The sequence below is a fragment of the Arthrobacter sp. IK3 genome, from assembly GCF_051337705.1.
Lineage (GTDB): Bacteria > Actinomycetota > Actinomycetes > Actinomycetales > Micrococcaceae > Arthrobacter_B > Arthrobacter_B koreensis.
The window spans coordinates 118877-132467 of the sequence record NZ_JBPPSW010000013.1 but is presented as its reverse complement, the minus strand read 5'-3'; the positions used below and the strand labels follow the sequence as shown (position 1 = coordinate 132467).

At 66.2% G+C, this 13591-nt stretch carries 11 protein-coding genes and 1 pseudogene; 7 read left to right on the top strand and 5 right to left on the bottom strand.

Annotated features, from left to right (window positions below):
• Together ACSLGO_RS16545 and ACSLGO_RS16540 are read right to left on the bottom strand one after the other, a co-directional pair.
• A pseudogene (locus ACSLGO_RS16545) lies at positions 1 to 810 on the bottom strand (hypothetical protein); the annotation flags it as partial.
• A gap of 494 nt (positions 811 to 1304) precedes the next feature.
• Positions 1305 to 1724 (bottom strand): Fur family transcriptional regulator, encoded by a 420-nt coding sequence (locus tag ACSLGO_RS16540; protein ID WP_091603380.1) that lies wholly within the window; start codon positions 1722 to 1724, stop codon positions 1305 to 1307.
• A 220-nt stretch (positions 1725 to 1944) separates the two neighbouring features.
• Between ACSLGO_RS16540 and ACSLGO_RS16535 the strand changes: the two genes are divergently transcribed.
• The 3 genes from ACSLGO_RS16535 (at position 1945) to ACSLGO_RS16525 (ending at position 3963) form a co-directional block, all read left to right on the top strand.
• Positions 1945 to 2604 carry an MBL fold metallo-hydrolase gene (locus ACSLGO_RS16535; RefSeq protein WP_091603383.1) on the top strand — a complete coding sequence of 220 codons (660 nt, stop codon included), beginning with the start codon at positions 1945 to 1947 and terminating at the stop codon, positions 2602 to 2604.
• Positions 2601 to 3440 (top strand): sulfurtransferase, encoded by an 840-nt coding sequence (locus ACSLGO_RS16530; RefSeq protein ID WP_436401508.1) that lies wholly within the window; start codon positions 2601 to 2603, stop codon positions 3438 to 3440. The genes ACSLGO_RS16535 and ACSLGO_RS16530 overlap by 4 nt, the downstream gene beginning before the upstream one ends.
• Positions 3441 to 3534: 94 nt before the next feature.
• Positions 3535 to 3963: an HIT family protein gene (locus tag ACSLGO_RS16525; RefSeq protein WP_419242888.1), complete on the top strand. Its 429-nt coding sequence runs from the start codon at positions 3535 to 3537 to the stop codon at positions 3961 to 3963.
• Between the two features lie 29 nt (positions 3964 to 3992).
• Here ACSLGO_RS16525 and hrpA read toward each other — a convergent pair whose 3' ends face one another.
• The 3 genes from hrpA to ACSLGO_RS16510 form a co-directional block, all read right to left on the bottom strand.
• Positions 3993 to 7871: an ATP-dependent RNA helicase HrpA gene (hrpA, locus tag ACSLGO_RS16520; protein ID WP_436401507.1), complete on the bottom strand. Its 3879-nt coding sequence runs from the start codon at positions 7869 to 7871 to the stop codon at positions 3993 to 3995.
• A gap of 13 nt (positions 7872 to 7884) precedes the next feature.
• Complete coding sequence (locus ACSLGO_RS16515; RefSeq protein WP_263127174.1) at positions 7885 to 8955, bottom strand: helix-turn-helix transcriptional regulator; 1071 nt, start codon at positions 8953 to 8955, stop codon at positions 7885 to 7887.
• A gap of 144 nt (positions 8956 to 9099) precedes the next feature.
• Positions 9100 to 9297 carry a hypothetical protein gene (locus tag ACSLGO_RS16510; protein WP_091603395.1) on the bottom strand — a complete coding sequence of 66 codons (198 nt, stop codon included), beginning with the start codon at positions 9295 to 9297 and terminating at the stop codon, positions 9100 to 9102.
• Positions 9298 to 9378: 81 nt separating this feature from the next.
• Here ACSLGO_RS16510 and ACSLGO_RS16505 point away from each other — a divergent pair, with 81 nt between their 5' ends.
• The 4 genes from ACSLGO_RS16505 to ACSLGO_RS16490 all read left to right on the top strand — a co-directional run bounded on the left by ACSLGO_RS16505 (position 9379) and on the right by ACSLGO_RS16490 (position 13523).
• Positions 9379 to 10410: a GlxA family transcriptional regulator gene (locus ACSLGO_RS16505; protein ID WP_377955753.1), complete on the top strand. Its 1032-nt coding sequence runs from the start codon at positions 9379 to 9381 to the stop codon at positions 10408 to 10410.
• Positions 10411 to 10783: 373 nt separating this feature from the next.
• The gene (locus ACSLGO_RS16500; RefSeq protein WP_436401506.1) at positions 10784 to 11563 is read left to right on the top strand and encodes a hypothetical protein; all 780 of its coding nucleotides are present in this window, start codon (positions 10784 to 10786) and stop codon (positions 11561 to 11563) included.
• Entirely contained in the window at positions 11560 to 12318 is a 759-nt protein-coding gene (locus tag ACSLGO_RS16495) for an ABC transporter ATP-binding protein (RefSeq protein WP_263127170.1), read from the top strand. The genes ACSLGO_RS16500 and ACSLGO_RS16495 overlap by 4 nt, the downstream gene beginning before the upstream one ends.
• Positions 12315 to 13523 carry an ABC transporter permease gene (locus tag ACSLGO_RS16490; protein WP_436401505.1) on the top strand — a complete coding sequence of 403 codons (1209 nt, stop codon included), beginning with the start codon at positions 12315 to 12317 and terminating at the stop codon, positions 13521 to 13523. The genes ACSLGO_RS16495 and ACSLGO_RS16490 overlap by 4 nt, the downstream gene beginning before the upstream one ends.
• The last annotated feature ends 68 nt before the right edge of the window (positions 13524 to 13591 follow it).

Genomic DNA, 13591 nt, shown 5'->3' with positions numbered 1-13591 from the left:
GCGTCGTTGGTCTTTGGCCTGGCGGTGCCGGACGGGGATCAGGTCCGGGAACCGTGATTCCCGCAGCCGTCGGGCACGGCGGCCGAATCCGGCAGCGGTCCTTCCCTCGGCTGCCGCGAGCAGGTCGCGTTCGAACGCGCCCCGGACGGTGAGCCCGGCTCCGGGCGCGGGATCACCGGGGCCGTCCCCGTCAGCCTGTTCGTTCGATCCGTGGTCGCTGGGAGGTCCGGGTTGCGGATCAGGGTTTTCGAGTCCGAGGTCCAGTTGGCCGGCTTCCGCATCATCCGGTGCGCCGGGGCCAACTGGTGCGGGAGCACTACCGGGAGCGCGACCGGGGGCGTTGCCGGCGGCTGGTTCTTCGAGGATGTCGGTGGGGAGGTTGTGGGTTTCGTCCAGGATGATGCGGGCGTGCTGGAGGGCGATTTTCCCTTCGGCCAGACGGGCGAGAGTCTGGGGTGCGTCGGTGCAGAGCCGGGTGGATTCGCTGATGAGCTGCATGGCGGTCATGTGGGGGATGTTCAGGGCGGTGGAGGCTTCGGCTGCTGCGAGGCTCATGGCCAGTGCTGGTTCTTCGCGTCCGGATGCCTCGGTGATGTCCCTGGCGAAGAGCACTTCCAGGCGGGCGGCTACGCAGGCCTGCTGGGCCTGGGCCCAGGAGATGAGTATGCCCAGGCGCTGCAGCGTGGACACGGTTTCGTCGTAGCCGAGGGTTTCGGGTCCGCGGAGGGATAGCTGTCCGGTGAATCCCTCAGGCAGCGGATCGGGATCGGTTGTGTCTGTCTGCCCGGGCTCGGCATGGAAGACAGCCACCGTGGGGACCACAGCGCCGCGGTGCGGTTCTGGTGAGTCCCTTCCATCAGGGCCTCCCGAGCCACCCGGGACTCCGGGGGCGGGGCTGCCGGCGTCGCCCAAGCTGCCCGGGCCTCCCGGCCCGGCCCCGCCACCCGAGCCACCCGATCCGCACGGACCACCCGAGACGCCTGGGCCGGCCGAGCCACCCGGTCCGCCGGTACCGCCGGATTGCCCGGGACCGGGGATAAAAAAGGAACCGGCAGAATCTCGTCCTGGTTCCGCACCCGGAGCACCGTCCTGCTCCCGGTCAGCTGACCGGGAAAACGGGGTGCCCGAGGAACGGTTCATACCCCAAGACTCTCAGCTGCCACTGACATTCCGAGGCCAAAATCGGCCCTTTTCAGACCACAGGATTACCGGTGAATTACCCGCTTTTCGTCCGCACCAAGGGTAGGTCTACGGGCGCCGGAGAAGTCGTATCCCGAACAGCCAGAAACATCCGAGCCCCTGGATTACCGCGAGCATTCGGGGCAAAGCCCAAAGACCTCAACAGTGTGCGCAACGTCAGTGAAACCGTGCTCTCGGCCAAGACGCGCAGCCCAGCTTTCGACAGCAGGAGCCTCAACCTCCACAGCCTTGCCACAGTTGCGGCACACAAGGTGGTGGTGGTGATGTTCAGCCTCGCAGCGGCGGTACAGAACTTCACCGTCTGCGCCCCGGAGAACGTCGACCTGCTCGTCATCGGCCATTGACTGCAGGATCCGGTAGGTCGTGGCCAGCGAAACCTTTTCACCACGGTCCTGAAGGAGGCGGTGAAGCTCCTGGGTGCTGACAAAGTCGTCAAGGGAATCCAAGGTACGGCCCACCGCAAGGCGCTGGCGGGTAACCCGGGGCTCGGCAGTCCGCCCCGAGGACGATGGCTGCGCTGACATGGAAGCCTCCTGGCTGACTGGAACTGGCTGACTGGAACTGGCTGACTGGAACAGGCTGACAAGGACTGGCTGACGGGAACCGGCCACCAAAGTACGGCCGGCTGGGACACGCCGGCAATCTGCGAACCGGCTGACGATATTCGGACCTGACCCCAGATTATCAGCGTTGGCACACCGTACCTGTGGGAGAGTTCCACATCACCCGGAGTATCGTGACCCTATGAAAATGACCAAGTACACGCATTCATGTGTCCGGTTCGAAAAAGAAGGATCAGTCCTGGTACTGGATCCAGGCAACTTTTCCGAGGTCGAAGAAGCGCTCCGGGACGCAGACGCGATCCTCCTGACACACGAGCACGCAGACCACATCGACAGGGAACAGGTACTGCCGATCCTTGCCGAACGCCGGGACCTGCAGCTCTACGCACCCGCAGCACTGGCAGCATCACTGCGCAACGAAGCAGCAGACGATGCCCAGGACCGGATCCACGACGTGGACCCCAACACCGTCCAGCAAATCGCCGGAATCTCAGTACGCTCCTTCGGCGGACAGCATGCGCTGATTCACCCGCTGATTCCCATGGTGGAAAACCTCGCATACCTGATAGAAGACCGGATCTACCACCCGGGAGACTCCTTCACGGTACCCAGCGGACTCAAGGCAGAGGTGCTCCTGGTACCCATCCACGCACCGTGGTCAAAGGTGGGAGAGGTCATCGACTTCGTCATCGCCGTCGGAGCCCAAACCGCACATCCCATCCACGACGCGCTGCTGAACGGAAAGGGCCGCGGAATCGTGGAAAAGCACCTTGAACGCTTCGGCGAAATGTACGGAACAAGCTACCAGCCGCTGGCACCCGGTGACGTGGTGGACCTGTGACAGGAATCCTCATCAGCACCGCTGAGCTCAAGTCATCCCTGGACAGCGGAGAGCCGGTACGGCTGCTGGACGTGCGCTGGGAACTGGGCCGCAGCGACGGACACCGCAGATACCTCGACGGGCATCTGCCGGGTGCGGTCTACGTGGACCTGGATACGGAGTTGTCAGCTCCCGCAGGGCCGGAAGGACGGCACCCGCTGCCCTCGCCGTCGGTCTTTGGGGCTATGGCAAAGGGCTGGGGAATCAACGACGGCGACTCGGTAGTCGCTTACGACGCCTCCGGAGGTGCCGCAGCGGCACGGGCCTGGTGGCTGCTGCGGCACGCGGGGTTCGAGAACGTCCGGCTGCTCGACGGCGGGCTCCAGGCATGGCAGGCCGACGGCGGAACGCTGGAACCCGGCCAGGTCACCCCGGTGCCGGGTACGGTGAGCCTGTCCTGGGGGCACCTGCCGGTCGTGGACATGGCGGGAGTCCCTGCGATTGCAGCTGACGGAGTGCTCATCGACGCCCGGGCACCCGAACGCTTCCGCGGCGAGAACGAACCCATCGACCCGCAGGCAGGGCACATTCCGGGAGCGATCAACGTACCCGCCGCAGGAAACGTGGACGAGAGCGGACACTATCTGTCCGCGCCGGAACTCAGGCAGCGTTTCGAAGCCGCCGGAGTGGACAGCTCGGGACCGGTGGGCACGTACTGCGGTTCCGGGATCTACGCGTCGGCTCAGGTCGCGGCCCTGGCCATGGCCGGAATCGACGCTGCCCTCTATCCCGGCTCGTGGTCGCAATGGTCCTCCACACCCGGACAGCCGGTGGCAACCGGCGCCGCAGACGGGTAGCGTCAAAGCCATGTTTACCGGCCGTCCCGTTCCGCCCCCGCTGCGCCTGAAGCTGCCGGACGGGGACCGCCAGCAGCCCGAGCAAGGAGAACGCATGACCACGCTTTTCACCAGGATCATTGAGGGTGACATCCCCGGCCGCTTCGTCTGGAAGGATGACGACGTCGTTGCCTTCCTGAGCATTGGCCCCCTCGCCGACGGGCACACCCTGGTGGTCCCGCGCCAGGAAATCGACAAGTGGACAGACGCACCGGCGGACCTGCTGGCGAAGATGACCGCCGTCGCCCAGGCCATCGGCCAGGTCCAGGTAGATGTCTTCGGCGCCGAGCGTGCCGGACTGACCATTGCCGGGTTTGAGATTGACCACCTGCACATCCACGTTTGGCCGGCCAACTCGCTGCAGGACTTCGACTTCAGCCGGGCAGAGACCAACCCGGACCAGGACAGGATGGAAGCAAACGCCGAGAAGCTCCGTGAAGGCCTGCGGGCTGCCGGCCACGGCGAGTTCGTTCCTGAGGCGTAGGCCGGACAGAACCAAAGCCCCGGCAAAAACTAAGCAGGAGCCAGTGCCTGGTTCAGGGCGGTCCGGATCCGTTTCTCCGAAACGGACCGGGCCGTTCCCAGTTCCTGGGCGAAGAAGCTGATCCGCAGCTCCTCGATCATCCATCGCACTTCAGCCAGCGCCGGGGGAGTGCCGCGCCCGGGCACCAAGGCTGCGACGGCGTCGTCGTAATCATCTTCGAGCCCCTGCACTACCGCCATGCTCAGGGAATCCCGCTGCACGTTGGTGGGCAGTTTCTCCAGCCGCCGCTCAATGCCGGCCAGGTACCGCGGCAGCTGCGCCAGCTGCGCGTAGCCGGTGCGCGCCACGAAACCGGGATAGACCAGCTGGTCAAGCTGGGCCCGGATGTCATTGAGCGCCGAAATCAGCGCCAGCGACGTGGTGCCCTTGAGCTGCTTCTGGATGCGGCGGGTCGCTGAGAGGACCTTCTCAACAATCGCCGTCACGGTGAACACCGTGTCGATCAGCTCGGCGCGGACCTTCTCATACAGTACGTCGAATTCCTCCCGCGACCACGGCAGGGACTCCGGGGTGAGCTTGTCGACGGCGGCGAGCGTGCAGTCCTCGATGAGGGCAGCCACGCTGCCGTGCGGGTTCTGGCTGAAAGTCAGTTTTTCGGCATTGCTGAGGTGCTCGAGCACGTACTTCGCCGGGCTTGGCACACGCAGTGCAAGCAGCCGGATTACACCGCCGCGCATGGCGGCTTCCTGTTCCGCTGCGCTTTGGAAGACCCTCAGGCCGGCGGTGGACCCTTCATCCACCAGGGCGGGATAACCGGTAACGGTGTGGCCGGCAACCAGCGTGTCGATCCGCCGCTCAAGAGTGCCCACGCTCCACTCGGTAAGGCCGGTTTCCTCACGGAACGACGACGCTGCCTGTCCGTTGGAAGCCGCTGAGGGGGTGCCCTTTACCGCCTTCGGCGCGGGCTTCACCGTACCCGGCGTCGCTCCGAGGGACTCCGCAATCGCCCGGCGGGTGGCCGGAGCCAGGGACTCCTGCAGGGCGGCAAGGTCCTTGCCCTCATCCAGCACGCGACCGGACGAATCCACCACGGTGAACCGCATCCGAAGGTGTTCCGGGATAGCGTCCCAGTTCCACGAGCCGGGCGGGATGATGTGCCCCTTCAACCGGCGCAGGGCCAGTTCCAGGGACGGTTCAAGAGGATCCGACGCCGGATCGAAGTCTGCTGCCAACGCCTCCGCAGCAGCACGCGCCACATCCGGCGCCGGAATGAAGTTCTTCCGCACGGCCTTCGGCAGCGACTTGATCAGCGCGGTGATCAGCTCAGCGCGCAGGCCCGGAATCTGCCAGCGGAACGGCTCCGGGTCGAGCTGGTTCAGGAACAGGACCGGAACCTCCACCGTGACGCCGTCGTTCGCGCCCGGAACACCCGGCGTGAACTCATAGGAGAGCGGCAGGTCGAAGTCCGCGTAGCGGAAGGTCTTGGGGAACTCGGTCTCATCCAGGCCGGCGGCGTCCTCCGTGCGCAGCGCGTCCGGATCGAAATCCAGCAGCTTGGGATCCTCATGCCGGGCATGCTTCCACCACTTGTCGAAGTGCCGCTCGGACACAACCTCGGAGCCGACGCGCTCATCGTAGAACTCGAACAACGTCTCATCGTCCACGCGCAGGCCGCGTCGGCGCACGCGGGTCTCCAGTTCCTCCACTTCTGCAAGCAGGGCCTGGTTGCGGTGGAAGAACTTGTGGTGCGTGCGCCAGTCACCCTCCACCAGGGCATGGCGGATGAACATTTCGCGGGAGAGCACCGGATCGATCCGGCCGTAGTTCACGCTGCGGCGTGGGATGACCGGAACGCCGTAGAGCGTGACCTTTTCATAGGCCATGACCGAACCGTTGCGCTTGGACCAGTGCGGCTCGCTGTAAGTGCGCTTGATCAGGTGCGGGGCGACTTCCTCCACCCACAGGGGATCGAACTTGGCGGCGATCCGGGCCCAGAGCCGGGAGGTTTCCACCAGCTCGGCAGCCATCACCCAGTCCGGGGACTTCTTGAACAGGGCGGATCCGGGGAACACCGCAAAGCGGGTTCCCCGCGCACCGGCGTATTCGCGCTTGCGCTGGTCATACAGGCCAATATGGCTCAGCAGTCCGGAGAGCAGTGAAATGTGGACGTCTTTGTCGCGGCCAACCGGATCCACGTCTCCGGGCGCAAGGGTGATACCCAGGGGTTTGGCCAGCTGGCGCAGCTGGGCGAACAGGTCCTGCCATTCGCGGATGCGCAGGAAGTTCAGGAACTCGTTTTTGCAGAGCTTGCGGAACTGGGAGGAAGAGAGCTCCTTCTGCTTCTCCTGCACGTAGCGCCACAGGTTCAGGTAGCCGGTGAAATCCGAGTTCTCGTCCACGAACCGCTTATGCAGCTCCGCGGCCTTCTGGGCCCGGGCGGGGTCGTCCTTGGACGGCCGCTCACGCGGGTCCTGGATGGTCAGTGCCGCGGCCAGGACCATCACCTCCCGGACGCAGCCGCGCTGGCCAGCCTCCACGATCATCCGGCCAAGCCGGGGATCCACGGGCAGCTGTGCAAGCTTGCGTCCGACGGCGGTGATCCCGCCCTTGGGGGCCAGCGCGCCGAGCTCGCGGAGCAGCAGCGCGCCGTCGTTCACGGCTTTGGCGTCCGGTGGCTGCACGAACGGGAAATCGGCAACGTCCTTGGGTCCCTGGGCCACACCCATGGCAGCCATCTGGAGGATGACGGCGGCGAGGTTGGTGCGCAGGATCTCCGGATCGGTGAACTCCGGCCGGGCTTCAAAGTCATCCTCGGAGTAGAGCCGGATGGCAATGCCGTCCGAGACGCGGCCGCAGCGGCCGGAGCGCTGGTTCGCGGAGGCCTGGGAGATGCGTTCGATGGGCAGGCGCTGCACCTTGGTGCGGTGGGAGTAGCGCGAAATGCGGGCGGTGCCGGTATCGATGACGTACTTGATGCCCGGAACCGTGAGGGACGTTTCGGCGACGTTGGTGGCCAGCACGATCCGTCGGTGCTTGCCGGGGGAGAAGACGCGGTGCTGCTCGGCCAATGACAACCTGGCATAGAGCGGCAGGATCTCAGTGTTGGCCAGGCGGGGGTTGCGGGTGACCGTTCCGCGCAGGGCATCGGCGGCGTCGCGGATTTCGCGTTCCCCGGAGAAGAAGATCAGGATGTCCCCGGGGGCCTCACGGGAGAGTTCATCAACGGCGTCGCAGACCGCGTCCAGCGGATCGCGGTCTTCCTCGAGCTCGTCCTCCTCGTCCGGTCCCAGGGCTGGCTGGTTTAGCGGACGGTATCGGATTTCCACCGGAAAGGTGCGGCCGGAGACTTCGATGATCGGTGCGGGTGTGCCGTCCGCCGCAGCGAAGTGCTGGGCGAAGCGCTCGGGGTCGATCGTGGCGGAGGTGATGATGACCTTCAGGTCCGGGCGCTCGGGCAGCAGGCGCTTCAGGTACCCAAGGATGAAGTCGATGTTGAGGCTGCGCTCGTGAGCCTCGTCGATGATGATGGTGCTGTACTTCTTCAGCTTGCGGTCATGCTGGATCTCTGCCAGCAGGATGCCGTCGGTCATGAGCTTGACCTTGGTCTCGCGGCTGGTTTCTCCGGTGAACCTGACCTGGAAGCCCACCTCGGCGCCGATCTCGACGTCGAGCTCTTCCGCGATGCGTTCCGCGACCGTCCGGGCGGCCAGCCGCCGCGGCTGGGTGTGGCCGATCAGTCCCTTGTCAGCCAGGCCCAGCTCCAGGCACATCTTGGGGATCTGGGTGGTCTTGCCCGAACCGGTGGCACCGGCGATCACGGTGACCTGGTTGGCAGCAATGGCGGCCATGATGTCTTCGCGGCGTTCCGAGACAGGAAGCTGCGGGGGATAGGAGATTGTCAGTGCCATAGTTGGCACCAGTCTAGTGCGTGGGCGGAAGCGCCTGCTTCCGGTGAACAGCGGGTGCGGGCCGGGAGCCGGATGCGGAACCGGCGCTGGATGAGGACGGGGCGGCCTGGGTGACGGAAAGTGCGCCGGCGGCGCGGGCAAGCCGACCCGCGGCGGTACGGGCACGTTCGCGCATCTCCTCCGGTGCCAGGATCTCGAATTCGACGCCCATCCCGGCCATACGGACCAGCGGCTGGTCCAGCGAGTCCCAGCCGCTGCGCAGCACTGTGTGGCCGGGCCCGTCAGCCTCCAGCACCGCCACTTCCGCGGGCACCTGTTCCGCCACCGAGGCGAGCGGGGCCGCGATGCGGATGACGACGTCGTACTGGTAGGGACTGCGGGTAATGGCGGACTGGACATACGCGGCGAGGTCCCTGGCCGGCAGCGGCCGTGGAGTGAAGCGCTCGCGGAGCACCGGCACCGACTGGCAGCGGTCCACCCGGAACGTACGCCAGTCCTGGCGTTCGGTGCACCACGCCACCAGGTACCAGCGCCGGCCGGTGCTGACCAGCTTGTACGGCTCAACGATGCGCCGTCCCTCAGCTGCCTCGAGTGCCTGGTAGCGGAAGGCGGCCGTCCGCCGCTCCGAGATGGCCGTGGAGAAAGCGGTCAGGAACTCGGGATTCACTGCTGATGCCGCCGCTGACGGGCCCGCCAGTACGCTCACCGACTGGCGCAGGGCAGAGAACTTGGGCCTCAGCCTGCCGGGGAGGACCTGCTCCAGTTTCACCAGGGCGCGGACGGATGCTTCGCCAATACCGGATACCGGACCGGAAGCAACCGCTGTCAGGCCCAGGGCGACGGCGAGCGCCTCCTCATCGTCCAGGAGCAGGGGAGGCAGCTGGGCCCCGGCTCCGAGCTGGTAGCCGCCGGCGATCCCGGGGGAGGCGGAGATGGGATAGCCAAGGCTGCGCAGCTTGCCGATGTCCCGGCGCACGGTGCGTTCAGTGACGGACATTCGTTCGGCCAGCGCCGCGCCGGTCCATTCCCTGCGCAGCTGCAGGAGGGAGAGCAGATGCAGCAGCCGTGCTGAGGTCTCGAGCATGGTTCCCAAGCTACTCCGTATTGCGGACAGGAACCGTCCTGGATTGAGATTCGTACGGAGCCCGGAGCCCGGAGCCCGGAGCCCGGAGCCCGGAGCCCGGAGCCCGGAGCCCGGAGCCTGGAGCCCGGCATGCGATGTTCGGCACTAGTGCCGGGGCAGGAAGGGCCGGTCCAGGGACAGGTCCCGCGGGTCTGCCACATCCCAGAGGGCATTGCCGTGCCACGGACGGCCGGAGGACACCGGCGGGAGATGCCCGCGGCCGTCATGCCGAATGGCGAAAACCACCACGGCGGTGACACCGGCCAGGAGGCCTAGGACCAGAAGCGTAAAGAAGATTTCCATGCCTTCAGGTTCAGCCCGGGCGGCACCGGAAATAAGTGGCAGATATGCCCATTAGCAGCAAAAAACTGCCATACTCACTCCATGCTCAAAAGCGTGGCCCTCATAGCGCTGGAGAACACCGGTCCGTTCGAACTGGGGCTGGTGGCGGAGATCTTCGGAATCGACCGCTCCGCCCGGGGCAGCGGCGTGCCCCGGTTTGATTTCCGCATGGTCACCCATGTTCCCGGGCCGGTCCGAACCTCAGCCGGATACACGATCCAGGTCGAGAACGGACTTGAGGCCGCTTCCGGTGCGGACCTGGTCATTATGGCACCCTACGGCTGCTGGCCGGATGGACCCGAACCGCTGCCGCCTGCAGTCCTTGAAACCTTGCGGAACGCCCACGAGCGGTCTGCCTGGGTGATGTCCGTGTGCACCGGTGCCTTCGCGCTCGCAGAAGCGGGCATCCTGGACGGCCGCAGGGCGGCGACGCACTGGCGCAACTCGGCCTTGCTCGCCAGGATGTACCCCTCCGTGGCAGTAAACGAGGATGTGTTGTACGTGCAGGACGGGAACGTCATTTCAAGTGCAGGGACGGCGGCCGGGATTGACGCTTCGCTGCACCTTGTCCGCCAGGAACTCGGGGCCAAGGCGGCTGCCGCCATCGCCCGGGACATGGTGGTACCTCCGCACCGGGACGGCGGGCAGGCCCAGTACATTGACCGACCGCTGTCCGTCACAGCCGGAGACACGCTGACGGACGTTCTGGCCTGGATCGCCGCGAACCTCGACCGGGAGCACTCCGTCACAGCGCTCGCAGCCCGCGCCCACATGTCGGAGCGGACGTTCGCGCGCCGGTTCAAGGCGGAAACCGGAACAACACCCGGGTCCTGGATCAACGCGCAGCGCGTACTCAGGGCGCAGGAACTGCTCGAAGACACGGCCATGAGTATCGAGGAGGTTTCCCGTGCGGCCGGGTTTGGGCAGGCCGTGCTGCTTCGCCACCACTTTAACCGTGCAGTTGGAATCAGCCCGGCCGCGTATCGCAGGGCATTCCGGGGCCGGGCAGGCCGGCCAGCCTGGGCCCAGCAGGGATACCCGGTCCATCCCCGGGCTCCGCAGATTCCGGGCTAGCCGGTGACGGGCCCGGAATCTGCTGAGCCCGGGGAACCGCAGCCGGGCTCAGCCGGCGGGATGAACCACCTCCACCGGAGGGATGGGTTTGGCGCGGCGCGTCCCGTTTCGGCGTCGGGAGCTGCTTTGCACTGGTAGCGTCCATGCGAATCAACCGGAACGGCCAGCCCACCCGCTGTCCCTTGCCGGACCATCTCCGCTGCCGGCGCACACCGGCGGCGGAACATATTTGGGGGATCTGCATGGGTGCTTCCCGGCGCTTGGTATTTCCAGTTCTCTGGCTGGTGGTGTTCGGAGTCATCGCTGCCGCCAGGCCCAGGGATCAGTCGTCGCTGATCCGGCGGCCAAGATCCGAAGCACCAGCGACGGGTCTGTGGTCTTCATCGACGTCGAGGCCGGACAGGCCGTGGCCAAGGGGGACAGGCTCTTCCAGGTGCGCAAGCCCGTGGAGTCCCCTCCGGAGGCGCTTCCGCAGCAGGATGACGACGACGCCCCGCGGCCGGCGCCGGTCCAGCTCTACACCTACTCGGACGTTGTCGCGACGGCGTCAGGCACCCTGGCGGACTTTCCCGTCCTGCTGAACCAGCAGGTCACAGTGGGAGACGAGATAGCCTCGGTGTCACCCGGAACATACTCGGTGCAGGGAACCCTGAGCACGGAGCAGCAGTTCCGCATCCTGGACCGTCCGCAGACTGCCAAAGTCACGCTGAACGGGGGTCCGGCACCGTTTGACTGCGCGGCTATCACCACCGGGGGCCCGGCCGAAAAGGACCCGGCCCAGGATCCGGGTGTCCCTGACGGGCAGCCGGCCGGCGGAACAACCGGAACGTTCAGCTGCGCGGTGCCGGCCGGAATTGCCGTCTTTTCCGGGCTCGGTGCCAGTGTGGACATCACCGCCGGCCACGCCGAGGACGTAGTGACCGTTCCCGCCACCGCCGTTCGCGGAGCGGTGCAGAACGGAGTCGTGTGGGTAGTCCGGGATGCTTCCGCCGAGGCACCGGAAGAGCGTGCCGTGAGCCTGGGACTCAATGACGGACAGCAGGTCGAGATTACCGAAGGGCTCGCCGCAGGGGAGCAGATTCTCCAGTTCGTTCCAGGCGCACCGGCACAGGACAGCGGCGAGTTCGGCATGGCGGGGGCGATGGGCGGATGACCCAGTTCATTGATGCCCTCCCCGGTTCCAGCGGCTGGGTTTCTGCCGCAGGGGAAACCCAGCCGCTGGTACGGCTGCGGAACGTCACCCGGACTGTCCGGCTGCCGGACAACGAGGAGCTGCACATTCTTGGCGGCGTGGACCTTGATGTCCGGCAGGGGGACCACATCTCCATCGTCGGACGTTCCGGTTCCGGCAAATCCACCCTCCTGAACATTCTCGGCATGCTGGACCTTCCCAGCACAGGAACCATCGAATTCGACGGCGTACCGGTAGGGAACATGGGGGGCAACCAGCGCGCGGTCCTGCGCGGCGCCGCCGTCGGCTTCATCTTCCAGCAGTTCAATCTCCTGGCTGAACGCACGGCCCTCGAAAACGTGATGACGCCCCTGCTCTACGCGAAGGGACGCGACTTCTGGCGGCGCGAGAAGCTGGCTTCCGACATGCTGGGCCGGGTGGGCCTGGGCAGCCGCCTGCAGGAGAAACCGCAGCGGCTGTCCGGGGGAGAGCAGCAGCGCGTCGCCATTGCCCGGGCACTGGTCCGCAGTCCCCGGCTCATCCTCGCCGACGAACCCACCGGTGCGCTGGACATCGCCACGGGGCAGTCGGTGATGGGGCTGCTGGCCGAAGTGGCGGAGGAATCCGGAGCAGCGCTGATCACCATCACCCATGACCCAAACGTCGCCGCGCTGGCACACAGCCACTATCTGCTCGAAAGCGGGCACCTGCGCCTTGGATCGGAGGCAGCCGCATGAGCCTGACCGGTATTGCCGGCTCCCTGGTTGAAGCGTGGGCCGAACTCCGGACGCACAAGACCCGCGTCCTGTTGGCACTCATCGGCGTTGCGCTTTCCGTGGCGTCCCTGACTACCGTCGTCGCGCTGGCGGACATGTCCCGGGAAGCCCTGGCACAGGGTTCGGAAGCGTCCAGCGGACGCCCGGCCACCCTCACGGTAGGGGCGTACCCGATGAACGGTGAAATGGGAGACCTGGCACCACTGCGGGAGGCTTTCGGCTCCGTGGTTGAGCGGTACGCCGTCGAATACGCCTCGCTGAACCTGCTCACCTCCGTACCGTTCCAGTTCCCGGACGGCGTGGTGCAGACTGAGACCACAGTGGTCGACGCCGATTACGGGGTCATGCGCCGGGTCAACCTGACCAGCGGGGCATGGTTCACTGAGACCGACGGCCAGCGGCTTGCTCCCGCCGTGATCGTGAACGAGGCGTTTTATGCCCGTCTCGGTTCCCCTGACCTGGCGGTTGATCCGGTGGTAAGGATTTCCAGCGGCACTCGCGTGGACGCTGTGGTCACCGGTGTCCGGCGGAACCTCTGGCCGGAGGAACCCCCGGCGGCCTACATGCTCTCTGAAGCCTACGACAGGGTTGGTGCCGTAGCCGCGCCCGGCATGAACGGTCCGCCAATGCTGGAACTGTGGGTGCCGGAAGACCTCGCTGAACCGTTGACTGCCGCGATCATCTCCGATCTCTCAGCCCAGTTCCCGGCCCTGCAGATTGACGCTTACCGCGCGGACTACGCGGCCTGGGGCGATCCCTATGGCGGCATGCAGCTGGCGGTGGGCGGCATCGCCGGGCTGGTGCTGCTCCTCGGCGCGGTGGGACTGCTGAACATCTCCATGGTCACGGTGAAGTACCGGGTGCGTGAGATCGGAATCCGGCGCAGCTTCGGGGCCACCTCGGGACGGATTTTCTTCGGGGTTATGCTCGAATCCGTTGTAGCGACCTTCATCGCGGGACTGGTCGGAGTGATGGCCGCGATTGCCGTTGCCAAGCTGCCTGCCGTCCAGCGCCAGGTGGCCTTCGGGATTTCCGAATTGCCGCCGTTCCCGGTTGAGGCAGCCCTGCTGGGTCTCGGCGCCGCCACCGCGGTCGGTGCACTGGCCGGACTGATCCCGGCGGTGGTGGCAGTGCGGGTGAAGGTCATCGACGCGATCCGCTTCTAGCCCGCAGACCGGGATGAGGACACAAAAAACCCCGCTGCCGGTAATGGCAGCGGGGTTTTCCCTGCAGA

Excerpts from the sequence above, each read along its gene's own strand:
- ACSLGO_RS16510 (WP_091603395.1), bottom strand. The coding sequence starts at position 9,297 with ATGGAAATCTTCTTTACGCTTCTGGTCCTAGGCCTCCTGGCCGGTGTC.
- ACSLGO_RS16505 (WP_377955753.1), top strand. The coding sequence starts at position 9,379 with ATGCTCAAAAGCGTGGCCCTCATAGCGCTGGAGAACACCGGTCCGTTC.
- ACSLGO_RS16540 (WP_091603380.1), bottom strand. The coding sequence starts at position 1,724 with ATGTCAGCGCAGCCATCGTCCTCGGGGCGGACTGCCGAGCCCCGGGTT.
- ACSLGO_RS16525 (WP_419242888.1), top strand. The coding sequence starts at position 3,535 with ATGACCACGCTTTTCACCAGGATCATTGAGGGTGACATCCCCGGCCGC.
- hrpA (WP_436401507.1), bottom strand. The coding sequence starts at position 7,871 with ATGGCACTGACAATCTCCTATCCCCCGCAGCTTCCTGTCTCGGAACGC.
- ACSLGO_RS16495 (WP_263127170.1), top strand. The coding sequence starts at position 11,560 with ATGACCCAGTTCATTGATGCCCTCCCCGGTTCCAGCGGCTGGGTTTCT.
- ACSLGO_RS16490 (WP_436401505.1), top strand. The coding sequence starts at position 12,315 with ATGAGCCTGACCGGTATTGCCGGCTCCCTGGTTGAAGCGTGGGCCGAA.
- ACSLGO_RS16535 (WP_091603383.1), top strand. The coding sequence starts at position 1,945 with ATGAAAATGACCAAGTACACGCATTCATGTGTCCGGTTCGAAAAAGAA.
- ACSLGO_RS16515 (WP_263127174.1), bottom strand. The coding sequence starts at position 8,955 with ATGCTCGAGACCTCAGCACGGCTGCTGCATCTGCTCTCCCTCCTGCAG.